The sequence below is a fragment of the Enhygromyxa salina genome (assembly GCF_002994615.1).
Classification (GTDB): domain Bacteria; phylum Myxococcota_A; class Polyangia; order Nannocystales; family Nannocystaceae; genus Plesiocystis; species Plesiocystis salina_A.
Genome location: NZ_PVNK01000311.1, coordinates 1 through 22,493, shown reverse-complemented (window position 1 = coordinate 22,493; position 22,493 = coordinate 1). Strand labels below are relative to the sequence as shown.

The window sequence follows — 22,493 nt, the reverse complement described above, 5'->3', positions numbered from 1 at the left end:
TAGCTCTAGCTTGGATGGGCGGCGAGCCAGGCTCGCAAGGAGACATCGACGACAACGGCCTCGTGTGCGAACGCGAAGGGAGTCGGCGGATCTGGATCGACGGGGGCAACTGGAGTGGGTGTCGAGACTTCGCCCTCGACTTGGGGTGCGGACTTCTCGGCAGCGGCGCTCGCGGGTGGACCCGGCTCCTCGGTAGGCGCTCGCGGCTCGCCCCAGTCGATGTCGACAGGTAGCTCACCAGCGTCGAGGCCGAACCAGGCTCGCACGCTCGGGCTTCGCGGCTGGACGACAGATCCGCGTGCGAGCGCGCGCAACGGGTCTGTCATCAGGTCAAAGTCGGGCCACAACCGCCAGGCGGCGTCATCGAGGCGGGGGACCATGCGAAGAAAGTCCTTGGGCGCGTCGTGTTCGGAGTGCGCCCACAGCCAGCCTGAGGGATACTCGGTACTCGGCGTGCCGCACCAAAACCCACCGAGGATCACGCCAAGGGCCCGGGCGCTGACAATCGCAGCAGCATCGCCAGCGTCGACGAGGCCCGCCAGACGCTGCTCGATGGCTTCAGAGGCTGCTTGATCCGCCCGGGGAAGGCGGAGGGGAACGCGGCCCAGCATGAGCTCGAGGAGCTTGCTCGGACGACCGGAAGCCGGGGCCATAGCCCGGACGAGCTCACGCAGCAACACGCGCCCAACTGTGGAGTAGTCAGCCAGGTCGGCCACGAGGACCGCGCGCACGGCCTGGCGTGCGCGAGCGTGCCCGTCGACTCCGAGCAACACGGCGGCAAGCCAGGTCAGGTGGTGCTCGAGAAACTCGGTCCAGGCGCCCCGCTCGGACCAGGACCGGGCGTCCCGAGGATCGAGCGCACACATGGGGGGTGGCGGCAGAGGAAGGAAACCAGTCGGCGTGATCACACCGTGGTGCGCTCGGTCCTCCCCCTCGAGCGTGGCTCCCGGCCATAGCGCGCATGTCCAAGACCGAGCGAGCTCATCGGGAGTCGCGTCAGCGACTAGGCCGGGCACGCTGAGCGCGAGCTCGCCATCGGCGAGGGTTGGCCACACCCGCGACCAGTATTCGGCGAGCGTGCCTGGCTCGGCCCCCTCGACCGAGCCAAACAGCTGCTCGACTCGGCGCTGGAGCTCGACCCACTGGGCCCGCCGGAGCTGCGGCAACATCTCGACACGGCCGCTCGTGAGCTCGGAGACCGCAGTGATCGAGCGGTAGTGCTTCGTGAGGGGACTCTCCAGGAGATCCGGAGCGCCGAGTCGGTAGCCATCGAACAGCAGCCGCGGAGACAGCACGGGTAGATCGGTCAGCCACAAGTCGTCCAAATTCAGACCATGACGAAGGGCCACGTCGAGCTCCGCGTGCTGCTGAAGTAAGGCCGTGAGCAAATCCGCGTCGTCGGTCTGAGCGATACGTCGGTGGAGGCTGCGGTGCGGTGCCTCGAGCGCGGCGGCGGTGAGATCCGCGAGCTCGGAGCAGTCCTCGGTCTGCATGATCCGACGCAGCTCGTCCTCAGTCAGTCCGAGAAGCGCAGCCACCAACGAGCGACGCCAGGGGTGGATGACAGCGACCGCGAGCGGGCACTCATGCAGCATCTCGGGGTGGCGTTCGCGGCTCACGGGCTCCAGACAGATTGCGCAGGACATCCCCGCGAGCGTGGACCCACGTAGCCGGCCACATGTGCAGCGCCACTCCCAGATGCCTCGGCTGCCCTGCTCGTCGCACCATGGTCGCGGGTGCCCGGCGCGGCGCCGGGGGTCGTACGCTCCGAGAGTCGCTGCGTCGCCCTCGGCCGTTTCTGGCGCGAAGAAGGGCAGCGGCGTTCGACACGCGACCGCCAGCTGTGCGGCCGAGGTCGCCATCGGCAAGACGCCCACGTGCTCGCTAGCGACGGCGTAGATCTGTGTGGCCGCGACGGGATGAGCAGCCTGAAGCCAGCGTAAGTAGGTATACGCGATCTGAGGGTCCCCGTCGGCCCGAGGCTGTCCCCAGTTGTCGATGACTCGCACGCGCAGGGCCGGGTCGGGTTCAACAGGGCGGCGACTGATCAACGTGAGCTCACCGAGTATGTCGAAGACCGCCAGCGGCTCCCCGGTCGCGCCCGCGAGCCACCGTGATTGCTCCTGGTCATCAGCGGAGCCGCCAGGACACTCGGGAGCCTCGACGCGCGAGTCGATGACGAGGCCCGAGGCAAGCTTGTCGCTGTGGCCGTCCCAAGGCAACTCCTCGGGACCAACGAGTTCGACAAGAGCAACCCTGCCGTCTGGAAGAAGCGCACGATCGACGGTCTCGGTCGTAATGGACTCGAAGCTGACACGATGAGCCAGGAGTGTGCCGTCAGCGTCGCGAACCTCGACGAGGTCGACCCGAGTCAAGCGACCGCGCAAGCTCGGAGGTGCGTAGATGTGCAGGCTCGAGTCCGCCGCGCTCCCCCTCGCGATCTCGTCCGTGATCTCCATGAGCCGGTGGGGTCGTTGCTCGGGGTCATTCCCCCAGGTGTGAGGAGGGGTTCGGACCAACCGTTCCCCGACCTCGATGGTCTGGCCGACCTCCACGAGAATCACCGGGGCCCCATCGAGATCAGCGTGGGCCGGGATGTCCGTATGCCAGGTACATTGCACCGGCCTCTGCCCTTCTGACAGCGGGAGCAGGACGCGCAAGCTTGGTCCCGGACAGCGAAGGAATTGACCCTCGAGCGGCTCAGCGATCGCCGACAGGGGGTCCTCGAGCGCCCCGACCGTGAGCCCAGACCAGCGCGCGAGCGGAGCAGCGATGAACGCAGTGCGAGTCTCGTCGTTGCCAGGCCCGCGCACACGGGGGTTGGAGGATGTCGCCTCGGCGGCCCGGGTCAACAACTGGACGGAGCCAGCATCGGTCAACGTGGGCGCCGCGAGCACGCCCCCCGGCCCAAGCCGGGCGCCTGCGACCGGATACGCGAATCCAGCCGGCAAGCGGCTGCTCAGGTCCAGACAGGCCCAGGGCGGCGGCGGAGCCTCTCGGTCGACGGGGAGCACACGCAGGCCCACGCGCGGCGGCTGGAGATGGTGATTGAGGACTGGGTAGGACGAGCAGCGCGTGGCGCCGTGCTCGTCTCGCCATCGGCCGATCCATGCCTTGAACGCCTGAACCGTAAACGGGTACGGAGGCCGCGCCTTGGCGAAGTTCCATCCGTACCAGCGCAGCCGTCGACCGACCGCCCAACGCAGCAGCGGCACGAACCCCGCGTTTGAGTAGGCGCTGGGATGGGCGTATTCCTGGGGTCCGGACCAGTCATCCTCGTCTTCCTCGGTGTCCTCCCCATCGCCATCGAGTTCATCTCCGTCCTCGGTCTCAACCTGCTCACTTTGGGCATCGTCTTCGCTTTCCCACGTAACGTGCGCCTGCTCCTTGGGATAGAAGGCGAGCACACGACCAAACACGACAAATAGACCGCGTCCGTCGGGGACGACGATGGAAAATGGCACGGAAAAAGAGACGGGCTCGCCGCCAGCTGTAACGTGCGCGAGTTCGAGGGAGATGACGACATGGGTCGAGCCCTTCCTCCGGATGGCCGCCGCCGCGTCGCGGTGAATCGAGTCGACTTGGTAGCCCACGTAGTCGACCTGAAATCCGTCACGACTCCGCCACGGGAAGCTGGCGCACAGTTCGGCTTCGAGCCCGAGATGGAGACGGCGAGTCTGTGGGTCGGGCTGGAGAAATTGCTCGACTTCGAGGTCCGCGGAGCTGTCCCAGGGGCGACCGGGGAGCCTGGCAGGATTGACCGGTTGCGCATCCCAGTCGGCGCACAGATCGGCGGCAGAGGCAGCGAGCAGATCGTGGGCTCTTTGCGCAAGGGAGCGGGCATCGTCTTCGGGCCGGGGTTCTAGCAGTGCCAGGCGGCGGGCCCAGACGACAGGATCGTCGGTCGGAAAGCTTCGCTTGCCGCGTCCGTGGAGCACACGCGAGCCGAGTTGATGCGCTGCCGCGGCGGTATGACGAGAAACGACGCGGACGCGAGCCCCGGGCTCGAGCGCAAAGACGAGCGCACGCGGGTGAAGGGTGAAGATGAGCTCATAGGAGCTGAGGTGAGGCCCGGCGTAGTTCGACTCGACGATGACGATGGAGAACTGCTGATGGCGGGCGACGACCGAGGCGTGGGTCAGGGTCTTTTGGTTCGCCAGCCGCGGTGTGTCATCGAGGCGCGAGGCGCGATAGCCGAGCTGCTCGACGAACACCTCGCTCAGCGCGGCTTGGAGCTGCGTGCGATCGGACGACTCGAACAATTCGTGGACCGCCGCGAGGAACTTCCACTTTGCCGGCAGCGTCTCGACCCATGGGCCAAGAGAAGAGAGCAGCGCAAAACGCGGTGGCGGCGGCGTGAGGTCGACAACGGTGGCGGCAGTGGCCGTCGGGTGTACGGTCGACTCCGTCGACTCCGCAGCGGCACCCGCGAGCGCAGCCCGTTCGGCGGCGCGCTGAACAGCGGCGAGCACAGTGAGCTGGTCGCCGAGTTCGAGCTCCCAGCCACGCCGCTCGAACTCGGCCTCGAACTGCGCGACTTCCCGCTCTCCGCCCGCATGACGAAGCGCGTGAAGCAAGCTGGTGACCATCGCGCGCAGGTCACTCATCGGGTGCCCTCCAAGCCCAAGGCGGAAGGGCCTCCGCCTCGCCAAACAGACGACGCGAGAGGAACGACAAGAGCGTGACTTCCAGCTGGCGAATCCGCTCGCGGCTGACCCCGAATTCTTCGCCGAGCTCCCGAAGTGTGGACTTCTCCACCTGCGTTCGGAGGACTCGGCGGGTGACGATCGCGGACCAGCGCCCGTCGGAGGGCCGACGGCGCTCGTAGTCCTCGATCTGTGCCAACAGGTGGTCAAGCGCCCCCCGAACCCAACCGCTCGCAGGGTTGCCCTCCATCGGCGAGGGTACATCGTCGTCGAGAATGGTCTCGGCCGGTCCGAGCTGGGAGCCGCGCGCCAAATAGGCGGCCCGTGCCCGGCGACGATAGCTCCCGAGCCTCTCGATCGAGTACTTGATGCTGGCCCGCTCGCGCACTTCTTCGTCCGAGGGGCGGGAGCCCCGTTGGGCCCACAGTTCCTGCTGAACACGCCAAAAGCGAGAGACCTCCTCACTCGCGTGGACGGGGATGCGCAATGCCGCGGCGTAATCCATCGACGAACGGGTGATGCTCTGGCGAATCCACCAGCCCGCATAGGTCGAGAACTGTAAGCGCCGCTCCGGCTCGAAGCGGTCGATGGCCGTGTCCAGGCCCAGCGCCCCACGGAGCACGCCAGTGGTGAAGTCCATGCGCTTGCCATACCTGACGACGAGACTGACGACAAACCGGAGCGAGTCCGCGAACAACCGGCGCCGCAGCTCGAGGATCCGGTCGAGCATGGCGCGAACCTCTAAACCAAAGTCGATCTCCCCAGCCAAGACAGACCGCGCGACCCGCATGCTGATCTCCGCGCGCTCGCGCCGACTGAGGCCGGGGAGGTCAGCCTCCTCCAGCGTCGTGGAATGGTTCGAGTCGATACGAGCGTCGGCCTCGAGCAGCCACTGTTCTTGCTGCGCGTCAACGGTGGTTAAGAGCCTGTGGATCAGCTCGAACTCCGACTGTTCGAGGACCTCGAACAATCGCGTGCGGTCGGCGGACTCGAGGGGAACGATGGCGTCGAGCATCGAGTAGCGGTCGCTCTGGGTGTCCTCGGGGCGTGCGACGAAGCCGACTTGCTCGCCCTCATCGCCGAGCAGCGGGATCCCCTCGACGGCGTTCGGCAAAGCCGACTCTCCTACCCACGCGAAGCCACGCGTGGCCAGGACGCGGGCGATGGCTTGTTGGCTCGAGCTGGTCATGGCACGTGGCCGCTGATAGTACTCGCTGTCGCCTGCCTTGACTGCTAGCGCGAACGCGCGTAACGAGACGCTCGTCGATCCAGTCATCGCGCAGGAGCTCGCGCAGACCACAGACCCCGATCTCGCCGCAGCGCTGATCGTGGCCCAGCTGCTCGATCACCTCGGCAATGCTTGAGGTCGAGCGGTTTCGCTCATCCCTTTGGGCCCGACTGGCCCTTTGGGCCTGACGGGCTCACACAGCGGCCCAAAATGGGACACCTGTTGCTCGATAGATCTGCTATCAAGCGAGCACGATGGCACCAAAACCCAAGAGCTTCACCGAACTCGCCGCCGCCGTCGGCGACGGCACCGTCGTCCACCTCACCGCGCGTGACCTGCTGCGCATGGTCGGGGCGCAGCGCCGCGGTATCCACGTCGTCGGGCAGATCCGCTCCCAGCTCGACCGCCACTCTCTCAAGACCGAGCCCGACTTCGCCGAGGTCAACGCCGACTTGAAGATTGAAGTGCTGCGCAACCCAGAACACCCCCCGCCCCACGTCGAGCTGCTCACGCAGGCCGCGGAGCGCCTGCGCGCCGAGCCGCCCACCCCCATGAGAGTCACCCCCCGGACCATATTGGGTTGGTTCGGTGCCAAACGCCGCGGGAGTGACATCACGGAGTCGGTCGACGCGGCCTTGGCCGGCTTCGAGCTCGAGACGGACCCCGACTTTCGCAGCGTGCACCTCGATCAGCCTGTCGACCTCGTGGGTCGAGGAAGCACCAGCGAGGACGCCAGCGGGCTCGACGATCCCGGCGACGCCTCCAGCGAGAGCGTTGGTCGCGAAGAGAGTGGCGCCACCGCTCAGCAGGCTGACACCCAGACAGCTCCCAACGACTCGGCCGGCGAACCGACGAAAGCCAAATCGAGCCAGGCGCCAACCGCCAACAACACCTTCCACATTGGAACGCTCGACGAGGCCCGCCGCGACGTTGTTCACGTCAAGCCGCAGAGCTCGCTGCGGGTCGCCCTGTCCCAGATGATAGCGAAACAGGTCTCGCATCTGCCGATCATGCGGAACCCTCGGTCCGTGACGGGCATGCTCCGCTGGAAAGATGTCGGCCGCTACTTGCTCCTCAATGGCAACGTTTCCCTCGACGACCCCGTCGAGCGAGCTCAGGCTCCCGCAATCGAGGTCCGCTATAGCCGGCCTTTTCTCAACGTCATACCCGAGATCATCAAGCACGGTTATGTGCTCGTCCGTGGCCCCAAGAACGTCATCACGGGCATCGTTACCAAAAAGGATCTCGGTCGCCAGCTCCTCGACCTGGCCTCGCCTTTTGTGCTTCTGGGCGAGATCGAACGCGGACTGCGGGCGCTGATCGAGAACGGTGACTTTACGGTTCAGGAGCTACGCGATATCGCCCTCGACCCCAAATCACCGCGCGAAATCGAGAACATCGCCAGTTTGACGCTGGGCGAATACCAGCGGCTCTTGTCACATCCCGACGCCTGGGACCGCATCGACCTCAACATTGATAAGTCAACCTTCGTCGCGCAGCTCTCCGGGGTACGAAACGTCCGCAACGGCGTGATGCACTTTCACCCCGACGGGGCCAACGATGACGACCGGAAGCAGCTGTCGCGATTTCTCGAGTTGATCTACGATCTCCAGCGCTTCGGTTGAGCTCGTGACCCCCGCCCCCGTAGTCTGTGTGCGGAACAGCTGAGTTGCTCCAAAGTCCGGCCTCTTTTCCGCTCACGAGCATCAGTCCAGCAGCGCAATGCGCGCAACCCTTGCGCTACACTGCTCTCGCGCGCCTCTGAAGGCCCCTTTGAGTCCACTCGGGCTCGACTTCGCGCCCCCCCACCGCCCCGCGCCCCCCCACCGCCATTTGTCGTTTTTCGCTTGGCGCAATGCGCGCAACCTGGTGCTCATTTACACCGCTCAGTTGGGACACGATCCGCGCGCTGCGAGAGCAACGTCGGACGTGGGCCAAGGGGCCGCTCGCGTTCCCCAACGAGGATGGCGAGGTCGGCTCGCTGCGCTCGGTGGGTCACTTCGTCGGCAGGTGATCGACCGAATCGCCCCCGAGAAACCACACCCAGAACCGGTGCGAACACCGCACGGCACCATGGCGGCACCGCTTCGGGCCATGAATTCAAAAACGGCGTCCTACCCCTTGTAGAACGCCGAAATTCGAGAGCGGGAGACGGGATTCGAACCCGCGACATTCAGCTTGGGAAGCTGACACTCTACCAACTGAGTTACTCCCGCTTGCGGCCGATCTCCCTACCACCGCTCCCCGCTCCTCGCAAGCCAATTCCGCCCCCACCAAGCTCACGCGCGCTCCCCGCTCAGTCCTCCCAGTCGTCATCCGCCCCCACATCCGCGTCCGGATCCAAAAACACCGGATCGTACAGCGCGTTGACGCTCAGCATCAGCATCCCAAACATCGCGACCGACCCCGCCGCCAAGATCCACGTCGCCTTGTCCTTCCCGCTCCCGGTCCGCGTTGCGACCCCCGCGGCCAGCACCACCGCGCCGCTCACCAACACGGCGCCCTGAAACGCGGGGTGCATGACCACGCTCCCGAGCCCGCTGAGCGCCTCCGCGCCGAGCCCCTTGTGCGCCATCAGCTCGGGCACGAGCCGAAACCACAGCACCGCCAGCGCGGCCCCGGTCCCGACCCCGAGGAAGATGAAGAACAGCTCGCGCGGACGCAGCCGCGTGTTCTCTGGCACCTTCTTGCTCATGAGCGCGCGCATCATACACGGACGGCGGACGACCATCACCTCGCTCGGAGCGCTGGTCCCGATCCTCGCCGCCTGCGCCCACGCGGACCCCCCGCCCTCGCCCCAACCCGACTGCGCCGCCACCTACGACGAAGCCGCGATCGTCGCGGTCCTCGACAGCCAGCGCGAGGCCTGGAACGCCGGCGATCTCGACGGCTACCTCGCGGGCTACGAGGAGTCCGACGCGCTGCTGTTCACCTCGGGCGCCAAGATCCGCCAGGGCTTCGCCGAGACCCGCGACAAGTACCGCGCCCGCTACGGCGAGGCCCGCGAGACCATGGGCACGCTGGGCTTCGAGATCCTCGACGTCCGCGCGCTCGGCCGCTGCCAGGACGCCGCGGTCGTGCTCGGTCGCTGGGCCCTCAGCGACACCCCCGAGGCCGGCGCGGGCGTGTTCTCGGTCATCCTCGAGCGCCACGCAGACCGCTGGGAGATCGTCCACGACCACACCTCGGCTATGCTGCCGCCGTGAGCCGTCAGCTCGACCTGTTCGGGGCCGAAGCCACGCCGCCCGCGGGTCGAAGCAAGCTGGGGCTGGCCGAGCTGTCCGCGCAGATCGAGGAGCTCGGCCGCAGGCTCCCGCAGCATCTGCGCATGGGCACCTCGTCGTGGAGCTTCACGGGCTGGACGGATCTGGTCTGGGACCGCGCGGCCAGCAAGCGCGTGATCGCGCGCCAGGGCTTGCCGATCTACGCCCGCCACCCGCTGTTTCGCACGGTCGGGCTCGACCGCACCTACTACGGCCCGATGAGCGCACAGGAGCTCGAGGCGCTGACCACCGACCTGCCCGAGGACTTTCGCCTCCTGGTCAAAGCCCACGCCGAGTGCACGACGGTCAAGTTTTCCGAGCGCTCCTGGAACCGCAGCCGCGCGGGCCAGCGCAACGAGCTGTTCCTCGAGCCGCAGTACGCGACCGAGGTCGTGGTCGAGCCCTTCATGCGCGGGCTCGGGCGCCACGGCGGCGTCTTGCTGTTTCAGTTCCCGCCCCAGCACGTGCCCGGCGGGGCCAAGAGCTTCGCCCACCGGCTCGGGAGCTTCCTCGGCGCGCTGCCCAAGGGCCCGCAGTACGCCGTCGAGATCCGCAACCCGGACCTGTTCACGCCCCACTACATGCGCGCGCTCGACAGCGTCGGCGCGACCCACTGCGTCGCCGAGCTCCCCCGGATGCCAACGATCCACGAGCAGTGGGCGCGAAGCGGCGGCGCCGATCGCCCGGCCCTGGTCATGCGCTGGATGCTGGCGCGCCACCACAACTACGAGTCCGGCCGCGGGGCCTACGCGCCCTTCAACCGCCTCGTCGACGAGAACCCGAGCGTGCGCCGGGCCTACGCGCAGATGATCTCAACCACGAGCAAGCCCTCGTACCTGATCGTCAACAACAAGGCCGAGGGCTGCTCACCGCTGTCGATCCAGCGCCTCGCTGAGCTGTTTTAGACCCCCGCGGCCGGCCTGCACTTTGCCACGCACGGCCGCAAGCGGCCGGTCGCTCGGTCGCTGCGCTCCCTCCCTCGGTGGGCTTTCATGAGCCCTGCAACGGGATGCGTGGCCCCCTAAAGGGGGCTCGAGACCCGTGCTCGAATACTTGTTTCCTGCGTCCGAGGAACGCCCCCCGCGCGGGCAATTCCAGCAAGAGGCGTCCTCGGACCCCCGCGGGTCCACCCCCTTCAGGCCAGGATCTCGGTCAGCGGGGTCCCAGAGCCGGCGCCCTCGCCTTGGTCGTTGGGCTGCTCGCCGATCCACGACACGCTGTCGTCAAAGGCGCGCATGATCGACATGAGCACGTCAGTCGTGTTGCCGCTGGTCGGCCCGGGGTGGCTGCCGTGGCTGTAGTTCCCCGACAGCGGCTCGGGCTGGTAGTGGATGCCGGGATACTTGAGGTAGCCGCCGCCCGCCCCGGCGAGGATCATGGGGTGGCGCTGGATCGAGTGGACCGAGCCGTCGGAGGCGTCGCTGCTCATGAGCACGATCGAGTTGTCGAGCAAGTTGGTGCCGTCGAACTCGATCGTGTCGCGCATCTTGGTCAGCAGGTAGCCAAAGCGCTCCATCAAATAATACTGGCCATTGTCGAAGGGGCCGCCGACGTCCCAGCTGTTGACGTTGTGGCTGTACTGGTGCCACGAGCTGTCGTTGCCCGGGACCTCGCCGAGCGAGGGCTCGGCGGCGCCCTCGAGGAAGAGCATCGTGGCCACGCGGGTCAGGTCGCAGCTGAACGCGTAGCAGAGGAGGTCGCTCATCAGCTCGTTGACGAGGGTCAGCTGCTCGTTGTTGACCGCGTCGCTGTTGTCGAACATCGGGTCCATCGGCAGCTCGCAGACCGGGGTCGCGGTCATGAGCTTGGCCTCGAGCGCGGCGATGCTGTCGAGGTGAGCCTCGAGCCGGACCTTGTCCTCGGCGCCGAGCCGCGACTGCAGGGTCGAGACCTCGCCCTTGACCGAGTCGAGGATGTGCAGGCGTAGCTCGCGGTCATCCTTGGGCTGGACGAACGAGCCAAACAGCGACTGCCACGCGGCGCTGGGGTTGGTGATCGCGGCGTTGGGCTGAAGGTGACCGCGATGCGAGAGGTTGTGCATCGTGGTGCCCTCGTCGGCGGGGCTCTGGGCCTTGGACGCGCCAAGGTGGACGCTGGCGATCGGCGTCTGACCGGCGAGGGCGTCGGAGATCAACACGTCGATCGTCGGCCCGCCAGAGTTCGAGAAGAAGCCCTGGCCCTGGCCGATGTCGACCATGGTGTAGCCGTTGAAGACCGTCATGCCCTCGTGATGGGTGATGGTCTCCTTGCAGCGGTTGGTCAGGCCGGTGACGACGTTGAGGTAGTCCTTGACCCCGGCGAGCGGCGTCATGTGGTCGTTGAGCTGCCAGTCGGCGCCCGCCCCGATCGGCTCGAAGCGATCGAGGATGAAGCCGTTGCCGCGGAACCACGAGACGTAGCGACGCGGCTGGCTGCTGCCGTCGGCGAACGCGGTCTGCTCGAGGTTCATCATCGCGTCGAGCGGCGGCAAGGCGATGCTGGCGATGCCGCCACCGAGGGCGCCACGGAGGAAGGTTCGGCGTTTGAGGTGCTTGCGCATGGCTTGCTGTCCTTCCTACTTGGGCTCCCCGACCTGCAAGAACAGCTCGCTGGTCACGAACGCGACCAGCAGCTCCTGAAAGCGGTAGTTGGAGCTCTCGAACGCGCCGTAGAGATCGGCGAGCTGCTCGCTCTCGTTGCTCGGGTTCTCGAGGCTGCCGCGGCCGAAGCGGATGATGTTGTTGACAATGCACTCGCCGAGGCGCGGATCCATGGCGACGTTGGCCGCGAGGTCGGCGGCGTTCTCGAGCACCCCGTAGTCGCCGTACTCGGCGACCGCGTCGATCGGGAGGCCGTTTTGTTCCTGCGTACGCCAGGCCCCGAGCGCGTCGTAGTTCTCGAGCGTGAACCCGAGCGGCTCCATGTGTCGGTGGCAGTCGGCGCAGGAGTCGACCTCGAGGTGGAGGGTCTCCATCAGCTCGCGCAGGGTCATCGGCGTGTCGTCGGGGATCTCGGGCAGCTGCGGGTTGACCTCGGGCGGCGGCGGCGGGATCGCGAAGCACAGCAGACGCTGCTGAATGTAGAGGCCGCGGCGGGTGGTCGAGTTGCCAGCGCCGTGAGAGTTGCGGGCCAGGACGCTGGCGTGGGAGATGAACCCGGCGCGGGCCTGCTCGGCCGGGAGCATGACCATGTCCCAGTCGTTCTCGGGCGGCGGCACGCCGTAGAGCTCGGCGAGCTTGCTGTCGATGAAGGTGTAGTCGGCCTCGATGAAGTCGCGAAAGTCGGAGTTTTGGGTCCAGATCACGTCGCGCAGGAGCAGCTCGGTCTCCTCGACCATCGAGTCGACGAGCGCGACGCTGTAGAGCGGGAACGCCTCGGTGTCCTTGGCCGAGATGTCGTCGAGGGCGAGGTACTCGCCGAAGAACTCCGAGACGGCCTCGGGCGCGCGGGTGTCGTCGAGCATCGCGCGGGCGAGGGTCTCGACCGCGTCGGGGCTGTCGTAGTTGCCGGCCTCGGCCGACTCGAGCAGGGTCAGCGAGGGCGTGCGGCCGATCAGGAGCAGCGACAGGCGGGTCACGACCTCGGACCCGGTCAGCCAGTACACCCCGGGCTCGCCGTCGTCCTGGACGCCGGTCTCGACCACGTAGATGAAGTCGGGCGAGAGCAGGATCCGGACGATCTCGTACTTGAGCCCGGCGTAGAAGTCGCCCGCGCCCCAGGCCTCGGCCTCGAGCGCGATCTCGACGATCGCGGCGACCTCGTCGGCGGTCGGCGGGCGGCGCCAGGCGAGGTGGCCGAGGGTCTCGGCGACGGTCGTGTAGCAGGCCTGGTCGGGCGAGCTCTGAACGCAAGGGACGATGCCCGCGAGCGTGCTGATGTTGGCGATCGCCGCGTCGGCGATCGCCAGCGCCGAGGCCTCGTAGAGCTCGACGAGGTCGAGCGCCGGGGAGATCTGCGCGGCCCCGATCGAGGTGTAGCCGTGGAGCGAGGGATCGACCGGCGGGTTGGCGACCGCCGCCGCCTCGGGCCCGAACATGTACTCGATCGTGTTGAGATACTGGTAATCGAGGAGGCGGCGCATGCCGCCGGGCGGGGGGATGTATGCATCCTCGTCTCCGCCGTCCTCACCGGTATCCGTCCCATCGCCGTCGGTCCCCGTGTCGTCGCCGTCGGCGGAGCTGCCGTTGCTCTTGCACCCAGGCGCGGTTACGAGCAAGAGCGCGCTCAGGCAGCTGACTACGCCCGAGCTCAAAGACATGCAAAAGTTCACGGGTGTCAGTCTATGCAGGTCTGCCTCCGATAATGCAACAGGAAAGTCGGTTTTTTGTGGTCTTTTACCCACATAGCTAGGGTGAAGACAGCTACCCAGCGTACGAAAAACCGTGCACGGGGTCTGGGTCGCCCAGCAGACTCGAAGGTAAAAACCTGAAGAGACCCGCGAGTTCAACGCAGTTCATTCCAGGTTGCAGTGGTACTCGGTGTCGTCCGTCACCACGAAGCTGCAAGCGCGAGCGCGCGCTGGCCCTCGGCGACAAAGCGGGGAGCGCCGTGGCGCAGCCCCCAAGCCAGGCTCGCGAGCCCATGCAGGGCAACGACGATGCGCAGGCGCGTGTCGTCCGCGGCCGACAGCGAGCGACCGTAGCCCGCGAAGAACGCGAGTCGGAGCTCCGGCCGCGCTGGCCACTCGACGGCCAACTTGGCGAGATCGCCGAGCGCGAGATCGAGGCGCGCGTGCTCGAAGTCGATGACCGCGAGGCGCCGACCGTCCCACAGCCAGTTGTCTGGGGTGAAGTCGCGGTGGCACGGCACTCGAGTGACAGCCCCGAACGAAGCCGCGCTCGGGGCGAGCTCCTCCACCAGTCGCTGCTGATCCGCGTCGAGAGCTCCCTCGATCTGGGCCACGGCTCGGGCCCAGCTTCGATAGCGACGAGCGAGCGCCTCGGCGAGCGGCAAGGGGTCGCGATCGGGGATGTCGAGGCGATGCAGCGCGGCGAGAAAGCGGCCGGCCGCGCGGTGGATCGCGGGAGCGTCGGCGTCGGCTCCAGCGGGCTCGGGGCGGACGCCGGGCAGCCGCGCGTAGACCAGCGCGCGCTCGGACGGCGCGACGGCCACCAGCGCAGGCACTCGCGCGCCGCCGAGCTCACCGGTCACGTCGAGCCACCGACCGAGCGCGTCGCGCTCTTGCGCGAAGAGCCGCGGCGAGTCGAAGCACTTGACGACGACAGCCCGCGCGCCGCCCTCCCCCAGCTCGACGTCGACGCCAAACACCCGCGCGGGCCCGCCCGGGCCATCGAGGCGCACGAGCGACGCGGGCCGCGGACGACCCACGCGCTCGGCCACGAGGGTCAACACGGCGTCCCGAGCTCGGCCGAGGGTCATGGGGGCATCGTAGGGGCTATGCTTGCTCTGTGGCTCGAGCGCTGCGGCTGATGATCTACGACAACACCTGCGTCGGTGACTTTCCCAAGCCCGGCGCCAGCAGCTCCAAGCACACCCTCGGAGCTCGCGTCATGCGCCGGGCCGGACGGATGCTCGATGGCGCCCCGTGGCCGGGGCTGACCCAGTCGTGGCAGGTCGGCGGGCTGCTCTACAGCGCGCTCGGGCGCCTCGACGGCTGGCGCGGGTTCCCGGACTGGACCCGCGCGCTGACCTGGCTGGCCGAGCACCGCGCCGACGAGGCGATCGGCGAGGTCCAATTCTGGGGCCACGGCAAGTGGGGCTGCGCGAAGATCGACGGCGAGACCCTCGGGATCGACTCGCTCGACCGCGAGCACGCCCACAACGACGCGCTCCGGGCGATCCGCGAGCGCATGCGCGGCGCCGAGCAGCCGCTGTGGTGGTTTCGAACCTGCGAGACCTTTGGTGCCGACAGCGGTCGCGCCTTCGCGCGCGGGTGGACCGAGTTCTTCGACTGCCGCGCGGCCGGACACACCTACATCATCGGCCTCTACCAGAGCGGCCTCCACACCCTCGCGCCGGGCCAGCGCCCAAGCTGGTCGACGGACGAGGGCCTCGTGGAGGGCACGCCCGACGACCCGCGCCAGGCGCTGTGGTCGAAGCGGCGCGAGCCCAACACGATCACCTGTTTTCACGGCAGGATCCCGCCGGGCTTTTAGTCAGCTCGGGGTCAGCATCGACCAGGGGAAGCCGCCGCAGCCGCCCGTGGTGGGATCGCTCGGATCGGCGCTGCCGGCCAGGGCGTCCTCGACCGTCGCGCCGTCGAAGACCGACTGGCAATAGTAGAGCTGCTCGCCGTCCCAGGTCCAGTCAAAGCGGCTCCACAGGCCCGGCGACCACATGTTGGTGTCGGCGTTCTGGGCGACGAGCCACATCCCCTCGTTGTCCCACTCCGAGATCAGGAAGCCGCCTGCGCCGTTGAGCCACTCGGCCTCGGTGATCGTGTGCATGTCGCCGAAGTCGTCGGTGTAGGTGCCGACGATCGCCAGCGACATCTCGTCGCCGGTCTCGGTCTCGGTCTCAGTCTCGTCGCCGGTCTCGGTCTCGTCGCCGGTCTCGGTCTCAGCCCCGGTCTCGGTCTCGGTCCCGGTCTCGGTCCCGGTCTCGGCCCCGGTCTCGTCTTCGCTGCCCCCTCCGTCGCAGGCGACGAGCGCGAGCGCGAGGCAGACCGTGAGCAGCGGGAGGTTGCGGATGGAGATGATGTCGGTGGTCATGGATCAGTTCGTCTCTCGACGACCCGCGGGCCCGGGTGCGAGGGGCAGCGGGCGCGGGTCGTCATGCAAGGCGCCAGCGTGAACGGCGACGACGGGGACCGCAGCGCCTTCGCGCGCGCTCACCCTCGTCGTCGCTGTACCTGCTCGGTGCCGGGTCATTGCCTCATCCTCCCCTCGAGGACATCGCGCAAATCACCACCTCGACGAGGTGGCGGCTTCCGGCAGGTCTTCGGACTCGTGGGTCTTCCTAGTAGCCGTCGCTTCCCAGCTCGAGAGCCAGTGCATCTTGACGGCGTTCGTCGCCACTCACCGCTGCGGGGGCAGTCCCGGTCTCTCACCGGGTTCCCTCTTACGACGCTCGCACGCGAGCGAACCGGAGTCGCCCCCTCCTACCGAGGTCCGCGGCCGCCGTCAAAGTCGAAATGTCACGGGGACTCGAACGTGCCCGAGTAACCAGCGCAGACCTCGGCCCCCGCCTCGGCGCCTTCCTCGACGGCCCGAAACTCCAGCAGGTAGGTGTCGGCGTCGCGGCTGATCTCGCCTTCGCACTGCTCGGTCAGGACCGAGCAGTGCCGCGGGTCCGCGCAGCGCACGGCCAAGAACCACAGGTAGCTCGGAGCCCCGCAGTCGCTGCACGCCGCGGTCGCGATGAAGCCGGGCGCCAGGGTCAGGAGTCGGCCATCGGCGTCGGCGCCCTGCATCCGCAGCTCGGCGACGAGATCGCTCGGGAGCTCCTTGCCGACCTGCTCGTGCTCGCCGACCGTCTCGACCTCGGCGCTCGCTCCCCCCTCGCCTTTGTCGGTCGCTGCGCCGTCGCTCGCCGGGTCCCGCGACGACTCGGACGAGGGCGAGCCCGCGCAGGCCGCAGCCAGAACACACGCGTGGGTGAGCGCGACGAGGGCGGTCCGCATTGCAACTGTATCGCGGATCGCCGGGCGCCCGACAACCCCGACGCGGCCCGTGCTGCTATGACTCGCCGATGCCTCGCCTGTTCCTCGGCATCGATCTGCCCGACGAGGTCAAACTCGACCTCCAGATGATGTCCTGCGGGATCCCCGACGCGCGCTGGCAACAGCCCGAGCAGCTTCATCTGACCCTGCACTTCCTCGGTGAGGTCGACGGCGGCGACGCCCGGCGCTCGAGCGCCGCGCTCGAGCAGCTCGACGCGCCCGCGTTCGACATGCAGCTGCGCGGCGCGGGCCTGTTCCCGCCCCGGGGCCAGCCTCGGATCTTGTGGGTCGGCGTGGCCGCGCCCGAGCCCGTGCGCCTCGTCCACCAGCGCTGCGCCCGGATCCTCGACGAGCTCGGCGCCGAGCGTGAGCACCGAAAGTACGCGCCCCACGTGACCCTCGCTCGCTTCGCCAAGACCGTGGATCCGAGGCGCGTCGCCCAGTGGGTCCGCGGCCACTCGCTCTACGCCTCGGCCAGCTTCCGCGTCGACCATGTCCGCTTGTACTCGAGCGTGCTCTCGCAAGGCGGGCCGAAGTACCGGACCGAGGCCATCTATCCACTCAGTGGCTAGCAGCTCGGGGTGCAGGAGGTCGTCGGTTCGAATCCGGCCATCCCGACTCTCGCTTGGCACCAAACTCGGGATGTGGCGCAGTCTGGCTAGCACCCCGGGCTGCTAGCGCGCTCGCTTCGGATGCGAGAAGTCGTGGGTTCGAATCCCACCACCCCGACTCCCCGTGGGACGCCCCAATGGCGGGGCAGCGGTTTGTAGGTCCGCCGCGTCTTCGGACGCATGGCAGGTTCGATCCCTGCCCCACGGATTGTGCTTCGTTCAGATCTCGCGCAGGTTGACCCGGCGCTGATCATCAATCAGGACCAGGTGGTTGCGGGGCACGGCCTCCCAGCGCGAGCGGTCGCCGAGGGGCTCCGAGGCCACGACGACCGCGGGGCCGTCCGATTTTGGCGCGTCGATCCGGCTCTTCCCGTCCTCCACGACCAGCGCTCCCCGGGCGTAGTAGAGCGAGTGGGCCGGGTCCGGGCCGGGGCTGACGTAGCGGCAGACCATCGCCGCCGCGCCGTCGGTGATCGCCAGGTTCAGGTAAGAGGGCTCCTCGATGTCGAGCTCGGCGCGCAGGTGCTCGAGCAGCTCGATGGTCTCGCGCAGGGCCAGCGCGGCGCGCTCGAGCGGATCGGGCTCGAGGGCCTCGAGCCACCGATCACTGAGCAGCGCGAGCACGTGCTCCGAGTCCGTCGAGCCCGCGATCGCGTCATAGGCGAGATCGGACAGGCGCTCGCGGAGGCGCCGACGCAGGCGGGCGAAGCCGCCGACGCTGCCGTTGTGCATGAACGCGAAGCGCTCGCGCACGAAGGGGTGGCAGTTGACCTGCGCGACCGCGAGGCCGGGGCTCGCCGCGCGGACGTGGGCCAGCAGACAGTGGCTGCGGGTGACCGGCGCGAGGTTGAGCAGGTTGGCGTTGTTCCACGCCGGGCTGATCGACTTGAACACCGCGGGCTCGTCACGCAGCTCGGGCACGTACCAGGCCACGCCGAAGCCGTCGCCGTTGAGGGGCTCCTCGCGCTCCTGGGCGTCGTAGCTCTGGTGGATGATCGAGTTGCTCGGCTCGGTGACCAGCGCGCTGAGCTTGATCGGGGGCCCGAGGTACATGGCGAAGCGACACATCTCGCCCGAGTCTACCGTGAGGGGCCCTGCTTGCGCCGCCCACAGGCGGCTGCGAAGCTCGGCCATGGCTTCGATCCGTGCCCGCGTGTGGCTCGACGATGGCGTGCCCCGCTTTCCCGAGCTCGGGCTCGACGATGTCCAGTCACGACCCTCGACGGGCCTGTGCCTGTCGGGCGGCGGGACCCGGGCGACCTGCGCCGCGATCGGCTACCTCCGCGGCTTGCTCGAGCTCGGGCTGATCGAGCGCCTGCGCTACACCAGCGCGGTCTCGGGCGGCTCGTGGGCGTCGATCCCCTTCAGCTTCTGGCAGACCGGCGCGAGCGATGACCGCGAACTGCTCGGGCCGATCCTCCCGCCGCAGGAGCTCGACCACGCGCGGCTGACCGCCGAGCTCCCGCCCGCCTACCTCGGCGCGGCCGCGACCCTGAGCTTCCGCGACAGCCTGTTCGACGACATCTGCGAGCTAAAGCCCGGGCGCGCGTGGGTCCGCGCGGTCGCAGAGACCTTCTTGCAGCGCTACGGGCTCTACGGGCCGAACACGCCGCGCAGCCCCGTGCTCAGCGTGGGAGCGCGCGACGAGATCCTGGCTCGTCAGGAGCCGCCCGAGACATCCTCCGCGCTGACGGCCGACGACTTCGTGGTCGCGCGGCCCAACCGGCCCTTTCCGATCGTGAGCGCCTGCCTGCTCGGGCCCGACGCGGGCAACAACCTCGTACGCCTCGATCCCGTGAGCCTGCAATTCACGCCGCTCTACGTCGGCAGCCTCCCGGCCCACGAGATCACCTACGCGTACAGGCGCGGTGACGGGCTCCGGCGCTCGGTCGGCGGCGGCCTGATCGAGCCCTTCGCGCTCGGCGGCCCGGGCCCGCGCGAGCTCAGCGGCGCGTCGGGCCAGACCCTGACCCTCGCCCGACCGCCGGGTCTCGACCAGCTCGCGCTCGCGCTCGGCAGCAGCAGCTGCGCCTACGCGTCGGCGATCCACGCGATCCCCGAGCTCAACACCTCCTCGGGCCGCGTCCCCTGCCTCGACTACTGGCCGCCGCGGCGCGGTCAGGTCCCGGCCAGCGAGGCCTGGGAGCTCGGCGACGGCGGCACGATCGACAACTACGGCCTCCTGCCGCTGCTCCAGCGCGAGCTCGAGACGATCATCGTGCTCGTCAACACCAAGCAGCAATTGAGCGTCGACTGGACCCCTGGCCACGGCTCCTACCAGCCCCACATCGATCCCTACCTGCCGCCGCTGTTCGGAGTCCACGAGGAGCGGGCCAGCATCAGGCTCGACCGCAACCAGGTGTTCCCGAGCGCCGAGTTCGCCGAGCTCGTCGCGGATCTGCAGGCGGCCAAGCGCGGCGGCGGGCCGGTGATCGCCGTGCGCGAGCACGAGGTCCTCGACAACGCGTGGTGGGGGATCCGCGGCGCTCGCAAGGTCCGCGTCGCCTGGGTCTACCTCGATCGCGTGGCCAGGTTCGAGGCGCTGCTGCCCAAGTCGACCCAGGCGGCGGTCGAGGCTGGCAACGCCCGGATCGCCGTGGGCCCGTGCCAGCGCTTCCCGAACTACGAGACGATCGGCGCCAACGCGTTGAGCCTGGTCCGCTTCACGCCGCTGCAGGTCCGGCTCCTGGCCAACCTGTGCACCTGGACGGTCCTCGACCAGCGCGAGCTGTTCGAGGAGCTGTTGTAGTCAAGCCAAGTCTTCGAGCTCGGTCCAGCGCTCGGCGAGCTTCGCGGCCTCGGCCCGGGCGGCCTCGAGCTTGGCGAACGCGGCTTGCTGCGCGGGCACGGGCTGCTCGTAGAAGCCCTCGGCGGCGAGCTCGGCCTCGAGGGCGGCGACGGCCTGCTCGGCCTCGTCGACCCGCTCGAGCAGACCGTCGAGCTCGATCTCCTCGGCGTAGGTCAGCTTGCGCTTGGCGCTTGTCTTGTTCGGCTCCGGGCTCGGGTCTGCCTTGGGGCCCTCGGCGCTGTCACCACGCTCGCGCGGAGCCGCCTTGCGGCGCTCGAGGTAGTCGGCCCAGCCGCCCTCGTGCCGGGTCAGGCGGGCGTCCTCGAACACCAGCAAGCCCGTGGCCACGCGATCGAGGAACCAGCGATCGTGGGTGACCACGAGCACGGCGCCGGGGTAGCTGCTCAGCGAGTCCTCGAACGCGGTCAGGGTCATGACGTCGAGGTCGTTGGTCGGCTCGTCGAGGATCACGAGGTTGGCCCCGCCGCGGAGGGTCTTGGCCAGGGCGACGCGGGCCCGCTCGCCGCCCGACAGGGTCCCGACCAGCTGGCGCTGGGCGTGGTTGTCGAACAAGAAGCGCTCGAGGTAGGTGCGCAGGTCGATCTCCTGATCGCCGAGGACCACCCGGTTGCTGCCCTCGCCGACGTTGTCGAACACGCTCTTGTCGTCGTCGAGGCCGCCGCGAGACTGCTCGAGGAAGGCGATCTTGGTCCGCTTGCCGAGCCGGACCTCGCCGGCCGCGGGCTCGATCTGGCCGGTCAGCACCCGCAGCAAGGTCGTCTTGCCGCAGCCGTTGGGCCCGACCACGCCGAGCCGCTCGCCCTTGCTCAGGCGCAGCTCGACCTCGTCGAGCAGGCGCCGCCCGCCGATGTCCACGGCCACGTCCTCGGCGTCGAGGATCGTGCGCCCGAGGCGGTCGCCGACGAGCTCGATCCGGGCGGTCGCCTCGCGCTTGGGGCCGAGCTGATCGCGGACCGCGATGACCCGATCGACGCGGGCCTTTTGCTTGGTCCCGCGCGCCTTGGGGTTGCGCCGCAGCCACTCGAGCTCGCGGGACAGGAAGTTGCGACGGTTGGCCTCGACGCGGTCGGCGTGGGCCTCGCGCTCGGCCTTGGCCTCGAGGTAGCGGCCCCAGCCGCCCTGGTAGATGTGGAGCTCGCCCTGCTCGACCTCGACCGTGCGCGTGACCAGGCGATCGAGCAGGTAGCGATCGTGGGTCACGAGGATCAGCGCGCCGCCGAAGCGGTTGGCCAGCCAGCCCTCGAGCCACTCGACGGTCTCGAGATCGAGGTGGTTGGTCGGCTCATCGAGGATCGCCAGCTCGGGGTTGGCGACCAGCAAGCGCGCGAGCGCGACGCGACGGCGCTCGCCGCCGCTCATGCGATCGACCAGTTTGTCGGGATCGGCGATCCCGACCACGGCGAGGAGCGCGAGGGCCTCGTGGCGCTGATCCCAGCCGCCGAGGCGCTCGATCTTGACCGCGAGCTCGGCCTGCTCGCGGAGCAGCGCGTCGAGCTTTGGCTGGGGGTCCTGACCGAGCAGCTCCGAGACCTCGGCGTGGCGATCGATCGCCGCCTGCCAGGCCGCGAGCCCGCCGAGGACCGCGTCGACGGCCCGCAGCCCGGGCTCGAAGCTGGGCTCCTGGGCGAGGTAGCCGACCCGCAGCCCCCCCCGCCGCACGACCTCGCCCGCGTCGGGCTCTTCGACCCCCGCGATGATCCGCGCGAGCGTCGACTTGCCCGAGCCGTTACGCCCGACCAGCCCGACCCGCTCGCCCTCATCGATCGACAAGTTCGCGCCACGCAGGATCTCGCGGATGCCATAGCTGCGGCGGACTTCACGTGCGCTGAGGATCGTCAAGAGCCCGAGCATAACGGGCGCTCGGGCATAGTCGAGGCATGCACCGAGCGACCTGCCCTGCTCGCGCCTGCCGCCGAGCGGCCACCCCAACGCCCACCCACGAGCCAACCGAGCCCCTTTCTAGGGGGCCACGGAGACCCTTGCGGCCCACATGAGCGCCCACCGACCAAGGAACGAGCGACCGCCCGCTTGCAGCCCCCAACGCCCCACCGAGCGCCCTGCCGCGTAGCGGCCACGCCAACGCCCACCCACGAGCCAACAAAGCCCCCTTCTAGGGGGCCACGGAGACCATTGCAGGGCACATGAGAGCCCACCGAGCGAGGAACGAGCGACCTGCCGCGCAGCGGCAGTGCGTGGCAAAGTGCACAACCGCCCACCCACGAGCCAACAAAGCCCCCTTCTAGGGGGCCACGGAGACCATTGCAGGGCACATGAGAGCCCACCGAGCGAGGAACGAGCGACCTGCCGCGCAGCGGCAGTGCGTGGCAAAGTGCACA

At 68.6% G+C, this 22,493-nt stretch carries 18 protein-coding genes, 3 tRNA genes and 1 riboswitch; of the genes, 10 read left to right on the top strand and 11 right to left on the bottom strand.

Going from position 1 to position 22,493, the window contains the following annotated elements:
* Positions 1–5 precede the first annotated feature (5 nt).
* Together ENSA5_RS35235 and ENSA5_RS35230 are read right to left on the bottom strand one after the other, a co-directional pair.
* Positions 6–4,607, bottom strand: coding sequence for a hypothetical protein (locus ENSA5_RS35235; protein ID WP_146156457.1), 4,602 nt, complete (start codon positions 4,605–4,607; stop codon positions 6–8).
* Positions 4,600–5,835 (bottom strand): sigma-70 family RNA polymerase sigma factor, encoded by a 1,236-nt coding sequence (locus ENSA5_RS35230; RefSeq protein WP_181198491.1) that lies wholly within the window; start codon positions 5,833–5,835, stop codon positions 4,600–4,602. The genes ENSA5_RS35235 and ENSA5_RS35230 overlap by 8 nt, the downstream gene beginning before the upstream one ends.
* A gap of 37 nt (positions 5,836–5,872) precedes the next feature.
* On the opposite strand from ENSA5_RS35230, the gene ENSA5_RS38830 reads away from it, so the two are divergent.
* The 3 genes from ENSA5_RS38830 to ENSA5_RS38825 all read left to right on the top strand — a co-directional run bounded on the left by ENSA5_RS38830 (position 5,873) and on the right by ENSA5_RS38825 (position 7,888).
* Positions 5,873–6,010 (top strand): hypothetical protein, encoded by a 138-nt coding sequence (locus tag ENSA5_RS38830; RefSeq protein WP_181198490.1) that lies wholly within the window; start codon positions 5,873–5,875, stop codon positions 6,008–6,010.
* A gap of 118 nt (positions 6,011–6,128) precedes the next feature.
* Positions 6,129–7,499 carry a CBS domain-containing anti-phage protein gene (locus ENSA5_RS35225; protein ID WP_106396105.1) on the top strand — a complete coding sequence of 457 codons (1,371 nt, stop codon included), beginning with the start codon at positions 6,129–6,131 and terminating at the stop codon, positions 7,497–7,499.
* Positions 7,500–7,729: 230 nt separating this feature from the next.
* Entirely contained in the window at positions 7,730–7,888 is a 159-nt protein-coding gene (locus ENSA5_RS38825; protein ID WP_181198489.1) for a hypothetical protein, read from the top strand.
* Positions 7,889–8,017: 129 nt separating this feature from the next.
* On the opposite strand, the gene ENSA5_RS35220 is transcribed toward ENSA5_RS38825, so the two are convergent.
* Both ENSA5_RS35220 and ENSA5_RS38820 read right to left on the bottom strand, forming a co-directional pair.
* Positions 8,018–8,090: transfer RNA gene (locus ENSA5_RS35220), tRNA-Gly, on the bottom strand.
* Positions 8,091–8,170: 80 nt separating this feature from the next.
* The gene (locus ENSA5_RS38820; RefSeq protein WP_181198488.1) at positions 8,171–8,569 is read right to left on the bottom strand and encodes a hypothetical protein; all 399 of its coding nucleotides are present in this window, start codon (positions 8,567–8,569) and stop codon (positions 8,171–8,173) included.
* Between ENSA5_RS38820 and ENSA5_RS35210 the strand changes: the two genes are divergently transcribed.
* Together ENSA5_RS35210 and ENSA5_RS35205 are read left to right on the top strand one after the other, a co-directional pair.
* On the top strand, positions 8,568–9,080 hold the full coding sequence (locus tag ENSA5_RS35210) for a YybH family protein (RefSeq protein ID WP_181198487.1): 513 nt from the start codon (positions 8,568–8,570) through the stop codon (positions 9,078–9,080). The two genes, ENSA5_RS38820 and ENSA5_RS35210, sit on opposite strands and share 2 nt — an antisense overlap.
* A complete protein-coding gene (locus tag ENSA5_RS35205) occupies positions 9,077–10,042 on the top strand; it encodes a DUF72 domain-containing protein (RefSeq protein ID WP_106396102.1) in 966 nt (321 codons plus the stop codon). The genes ENSA5_RS35210 and ENSA5_RS35205 overlap by 4 nt, the downstream gene beginning before the upstream one ends.
* 230 nt (positions 10,043–10,272) lie before the next feature.
* Here the strand turns inward: ENSA5_RS35205 and ENSA5_RS35200 are convergent, their stop codons facing one another.
* The 3 genes from ENSA5_RS35200 to ENSA5_RS35190 all read right to left on the bottom strand — a co-directional run bounded on the left by ENSA5_RS35200 (position 10,273) and on the right by ENSA5_RS35190 (position 14,495).
* A complete protein-coding gene (locus tag ENSA5_RS35200) occupies positions 10,273–11,676 on the bottom strand; it encodes a DUF1552 domain-containing protein (RefSeq protein ID WP_106396101.1) in 1,404 nt (467 codons plus the stop codon).
* Between the two features lie 15 nt (positions 11,677–11,691).
* Entirely contained in the window at positions 11,692–13,386 is a 1,695-nt protein-coding gene (locus tag ENSA5_RS35195; protein WP_106396100.1) for a DUF1592 domain-containing protein, read from the bottom strand.
* Between the two features lie 218 nt (positions 13,387–13,604).
* Entirely contained in the window at positions 13,605–14,495 is an 891-nt protein-coding gene (locus ENSA5_RS35190) for an aminoglycoside phosphotransferase family protein (RefSeq protein ID WP_106396099.1), read from the bottom strand.
* A 29-nt stretch (positions 14,496–14,524) separates the two neighbouring features.
* Here ENSA5_RS35190 and ENSA5_RS35185 point away from each other — a divergent pair, with 29 nt between their 5' ends.
* Complete coding sequence (locus tag ENSA5_RS35185) at positions 14,525–15,232, top strand: hypothetical protein (RefSeq protein ID WP_258183119.1); 708 nt, start codon at positions 14,525–14,527, stop codon at positions 15,230–15,232.
* Here the strand turns inward: ENSA5_RS35185 and ENSA5_RS38815 are convergent, their stop codons facing one another.
* Together ENSA5_RS38815 and ENSA5_RS35175 are read right to left on the bottom strand one after the other, a co-directional pair.
* The gene (locus ENSA5_RS38815; protein WP_181198486.1) at positions 15,233–15,787 is read right to left on the bottom strand and encodes a hypothetical protein; all 555 of its coding nucleotides are present in this window, start codon (positions 15,785–15,787) and stop codon (positions 15,233–15,235) included.
* Positions 15,788–15,990: 203 nt separating this feature from the next.
* Positions 15,991–16,179, bottom strand: a riboswitch (cobalamin riboswitch).
* A gap of 33 nt (positions 16,180–16,212) precedes the next feature.
* Complete coding sequence (locus ENSA5_RS35175) at positions 16,213–16,698, bottom strand: hypothetical protein (RefSeq protein WP_106396097.1); 486 nt, start codon at positions 16,696–16,698, stop codon at positions 16,213–16,215.
* Between the two features lie 68 nt (positions 16,699–16,766).
* Here ENSA5_RS35175 and thpR point away from each other — a divergent pair, with 68 nt between their 5' ends.
* From thpR to ENSA5_RS38810, 3 genes are all read left to right on the top strand, one after another.
* The gene (gene thpR, locus ENSA5_RS35170; RefSeq protein WP_106396096.1) at positions 16,767–17,309 is read left to right on the top strand and encodes an RNA 2',3'-cyclic phosphodiesterase; all 543 of its coding nucleotides are present in this window, start codon (positions 16,767–16,769) and stop codon (positions 17,307–17,309) included.
* 66 nt (positions 17,310–17,375) lie between these two features.
* A tRNA-Pro gene (locus ENSA5_RS35165) sits at positions 17,376–17,466 on the top strand.
* A gap of 4 nt (positions 17,467–17,470) precedes the next feature.
* Positions 17,471–17,556: transfer RNA gene (locus ENSA5_RS38810), tRNA-Tyr, on the top strand.
* A gap of 11 nt (positions 17,557–17,567) precedes the next feature.
* Here ENSA5_RS38810 and ENSA5_RS35160 read toward each other — a convergent pair.
* A complete protein-coding gene (locus ENSA5_RS35160; protein ID WP_181198485.1) occupies positions 17,568–18,416 on the bottom strand; it encodes a class II glutamine amidotransferase in 849 nt (282 codons plus the stop codon).
* Positions 18,417–18,480: 64 nt separating this feature from the next.
* On the opposite strand from ENSA5_RS35160, the gene ENSA5_RS35155 reads away from it, so the two are divergent.
* Complete coding sequence (locus ENSA5_RS35155; RefSeq protein WP_181198484.1) at positions 18,481–20,097, top strand: patatin-like phospholipase family protein; 1,617 nt, start codon at positions 18,481–18,483, stop codon at positions 20,095–20,097.
* Here the strand turns inward: ENSA5_RS35155 and ENSA5_RS35150 are convergent, their stop codons facing one another.
* On the bottom strand, positions 20,098–21,996 hold the full coding sequence (locus ENSA5_RS35150; RefSeq protein ID WP_106396132.1) for an ABC-F family ATP-binding cassette domain-containing protein: 1,899 nt from the start codon (positions 21,994–21,996) through the stop codon (positions 20,098–20,100).
* Between the last annotated feature and the right edge of the window lie 497 nt (positions 21,997–22,493).

Excerpts from the sequence above, each read along its gene's own strand:
- ENSA5_RS35235 (WP_146156457.1), bottom strand. The coding sequence starts at position 4,607 with ATGAGTGACCTGCGCGCGATGGTCACCAGCTTGCTTCACGCGCTTCGT.
- ENSA5_RS35230 (WP_181198491.1), bottom strand. The coding sequence starts at position 5,835 with ATGACCAGCTCGAGCCAACAAGCCATCGCCCGCGTCCTGGCCACGCGT.
- ENSA5_RS35225 (WP_106396105.1), top strand. The coding sequence starts at position 6,129 with ATGGCACCAAAACCCAAGAGCTTCACCGAACTCGCCGCCGCCGTCGGC.
- ENSA5_RS38825 (WP_181198489.1), top strand. The coding sequence starts at position 7,730 with ATGCGCGCAACCTGGTGCTCATTTACACCGCTCAGTTGGGACACGATC.
- ENSA5_RS35210 (WP_181198487.1), top strand. The coding sequence starts at position 8,568 with ATGAGCGCGCGCATCATACACGGACGGCGGACGACCATCACCTCGCTC.
- ENSA5_RS38820 (WP_181198488.1), bottom strand. The coding sequence starts at position 8,569 with ATGAGCAAGAAGGTGCCAGAGAACACGCGGCTGCGTCCGCGCGAGCTG.
- ENSA5_RS35200 (WP_106396101.1), bottom strand. The coding sequence starts at position 11,676 with ATGCGCAAGCACCTCAAACGCCGAACCTTCCTCCGTGGCGCCCTCGGT.
- ENSA5_RS35190 (WP_106396099.1), bottom strand. The coding sequence starts at position 14,495 with ATGACCCTCGGCCGAGCTCGGGACGCCGTGTTGACCCTCGTGGCCGAG.
- ENSA5_RS38815 (WP_181198486.1), bottom strand. The coding sequence starts at position 15,787 with ATGACCACCGACATCATCTCCATCCGCAACCTCCCGCTGCTCACGGTC.
- ENSA5_RS35175 (WP_106396097.1), bottom strand. The coding sequence starts at position 16,698 with ATGCGGACCGCCCTCGTCGCGCTCACCCACGCGTGTGTTCTGGCTGCG.
- thpR (WP_106396096.1), top strand. The coding sequence starts at position 16,767 with ATGCCTCGCCTGTTCCTCGGCATCGATCTGCCCGACGAGGTCAAACTC.
- ENSA5_RS35160 (WP_181198485.1), bottom strand. The coding sequence starts at position 18,416 with ATGTGTCGCTTCGCCATGTACCTCGGGCCCCCGATCAAGCTCAGCGCG.
- ENSA5_RS35155 (WP_181198484.1), top strand. The coding sequence starts at position 18,481 with ATGGCTTCGATCCGTGCCCGCGTGTGGCTCGACGATGGCGTGCCCCGC.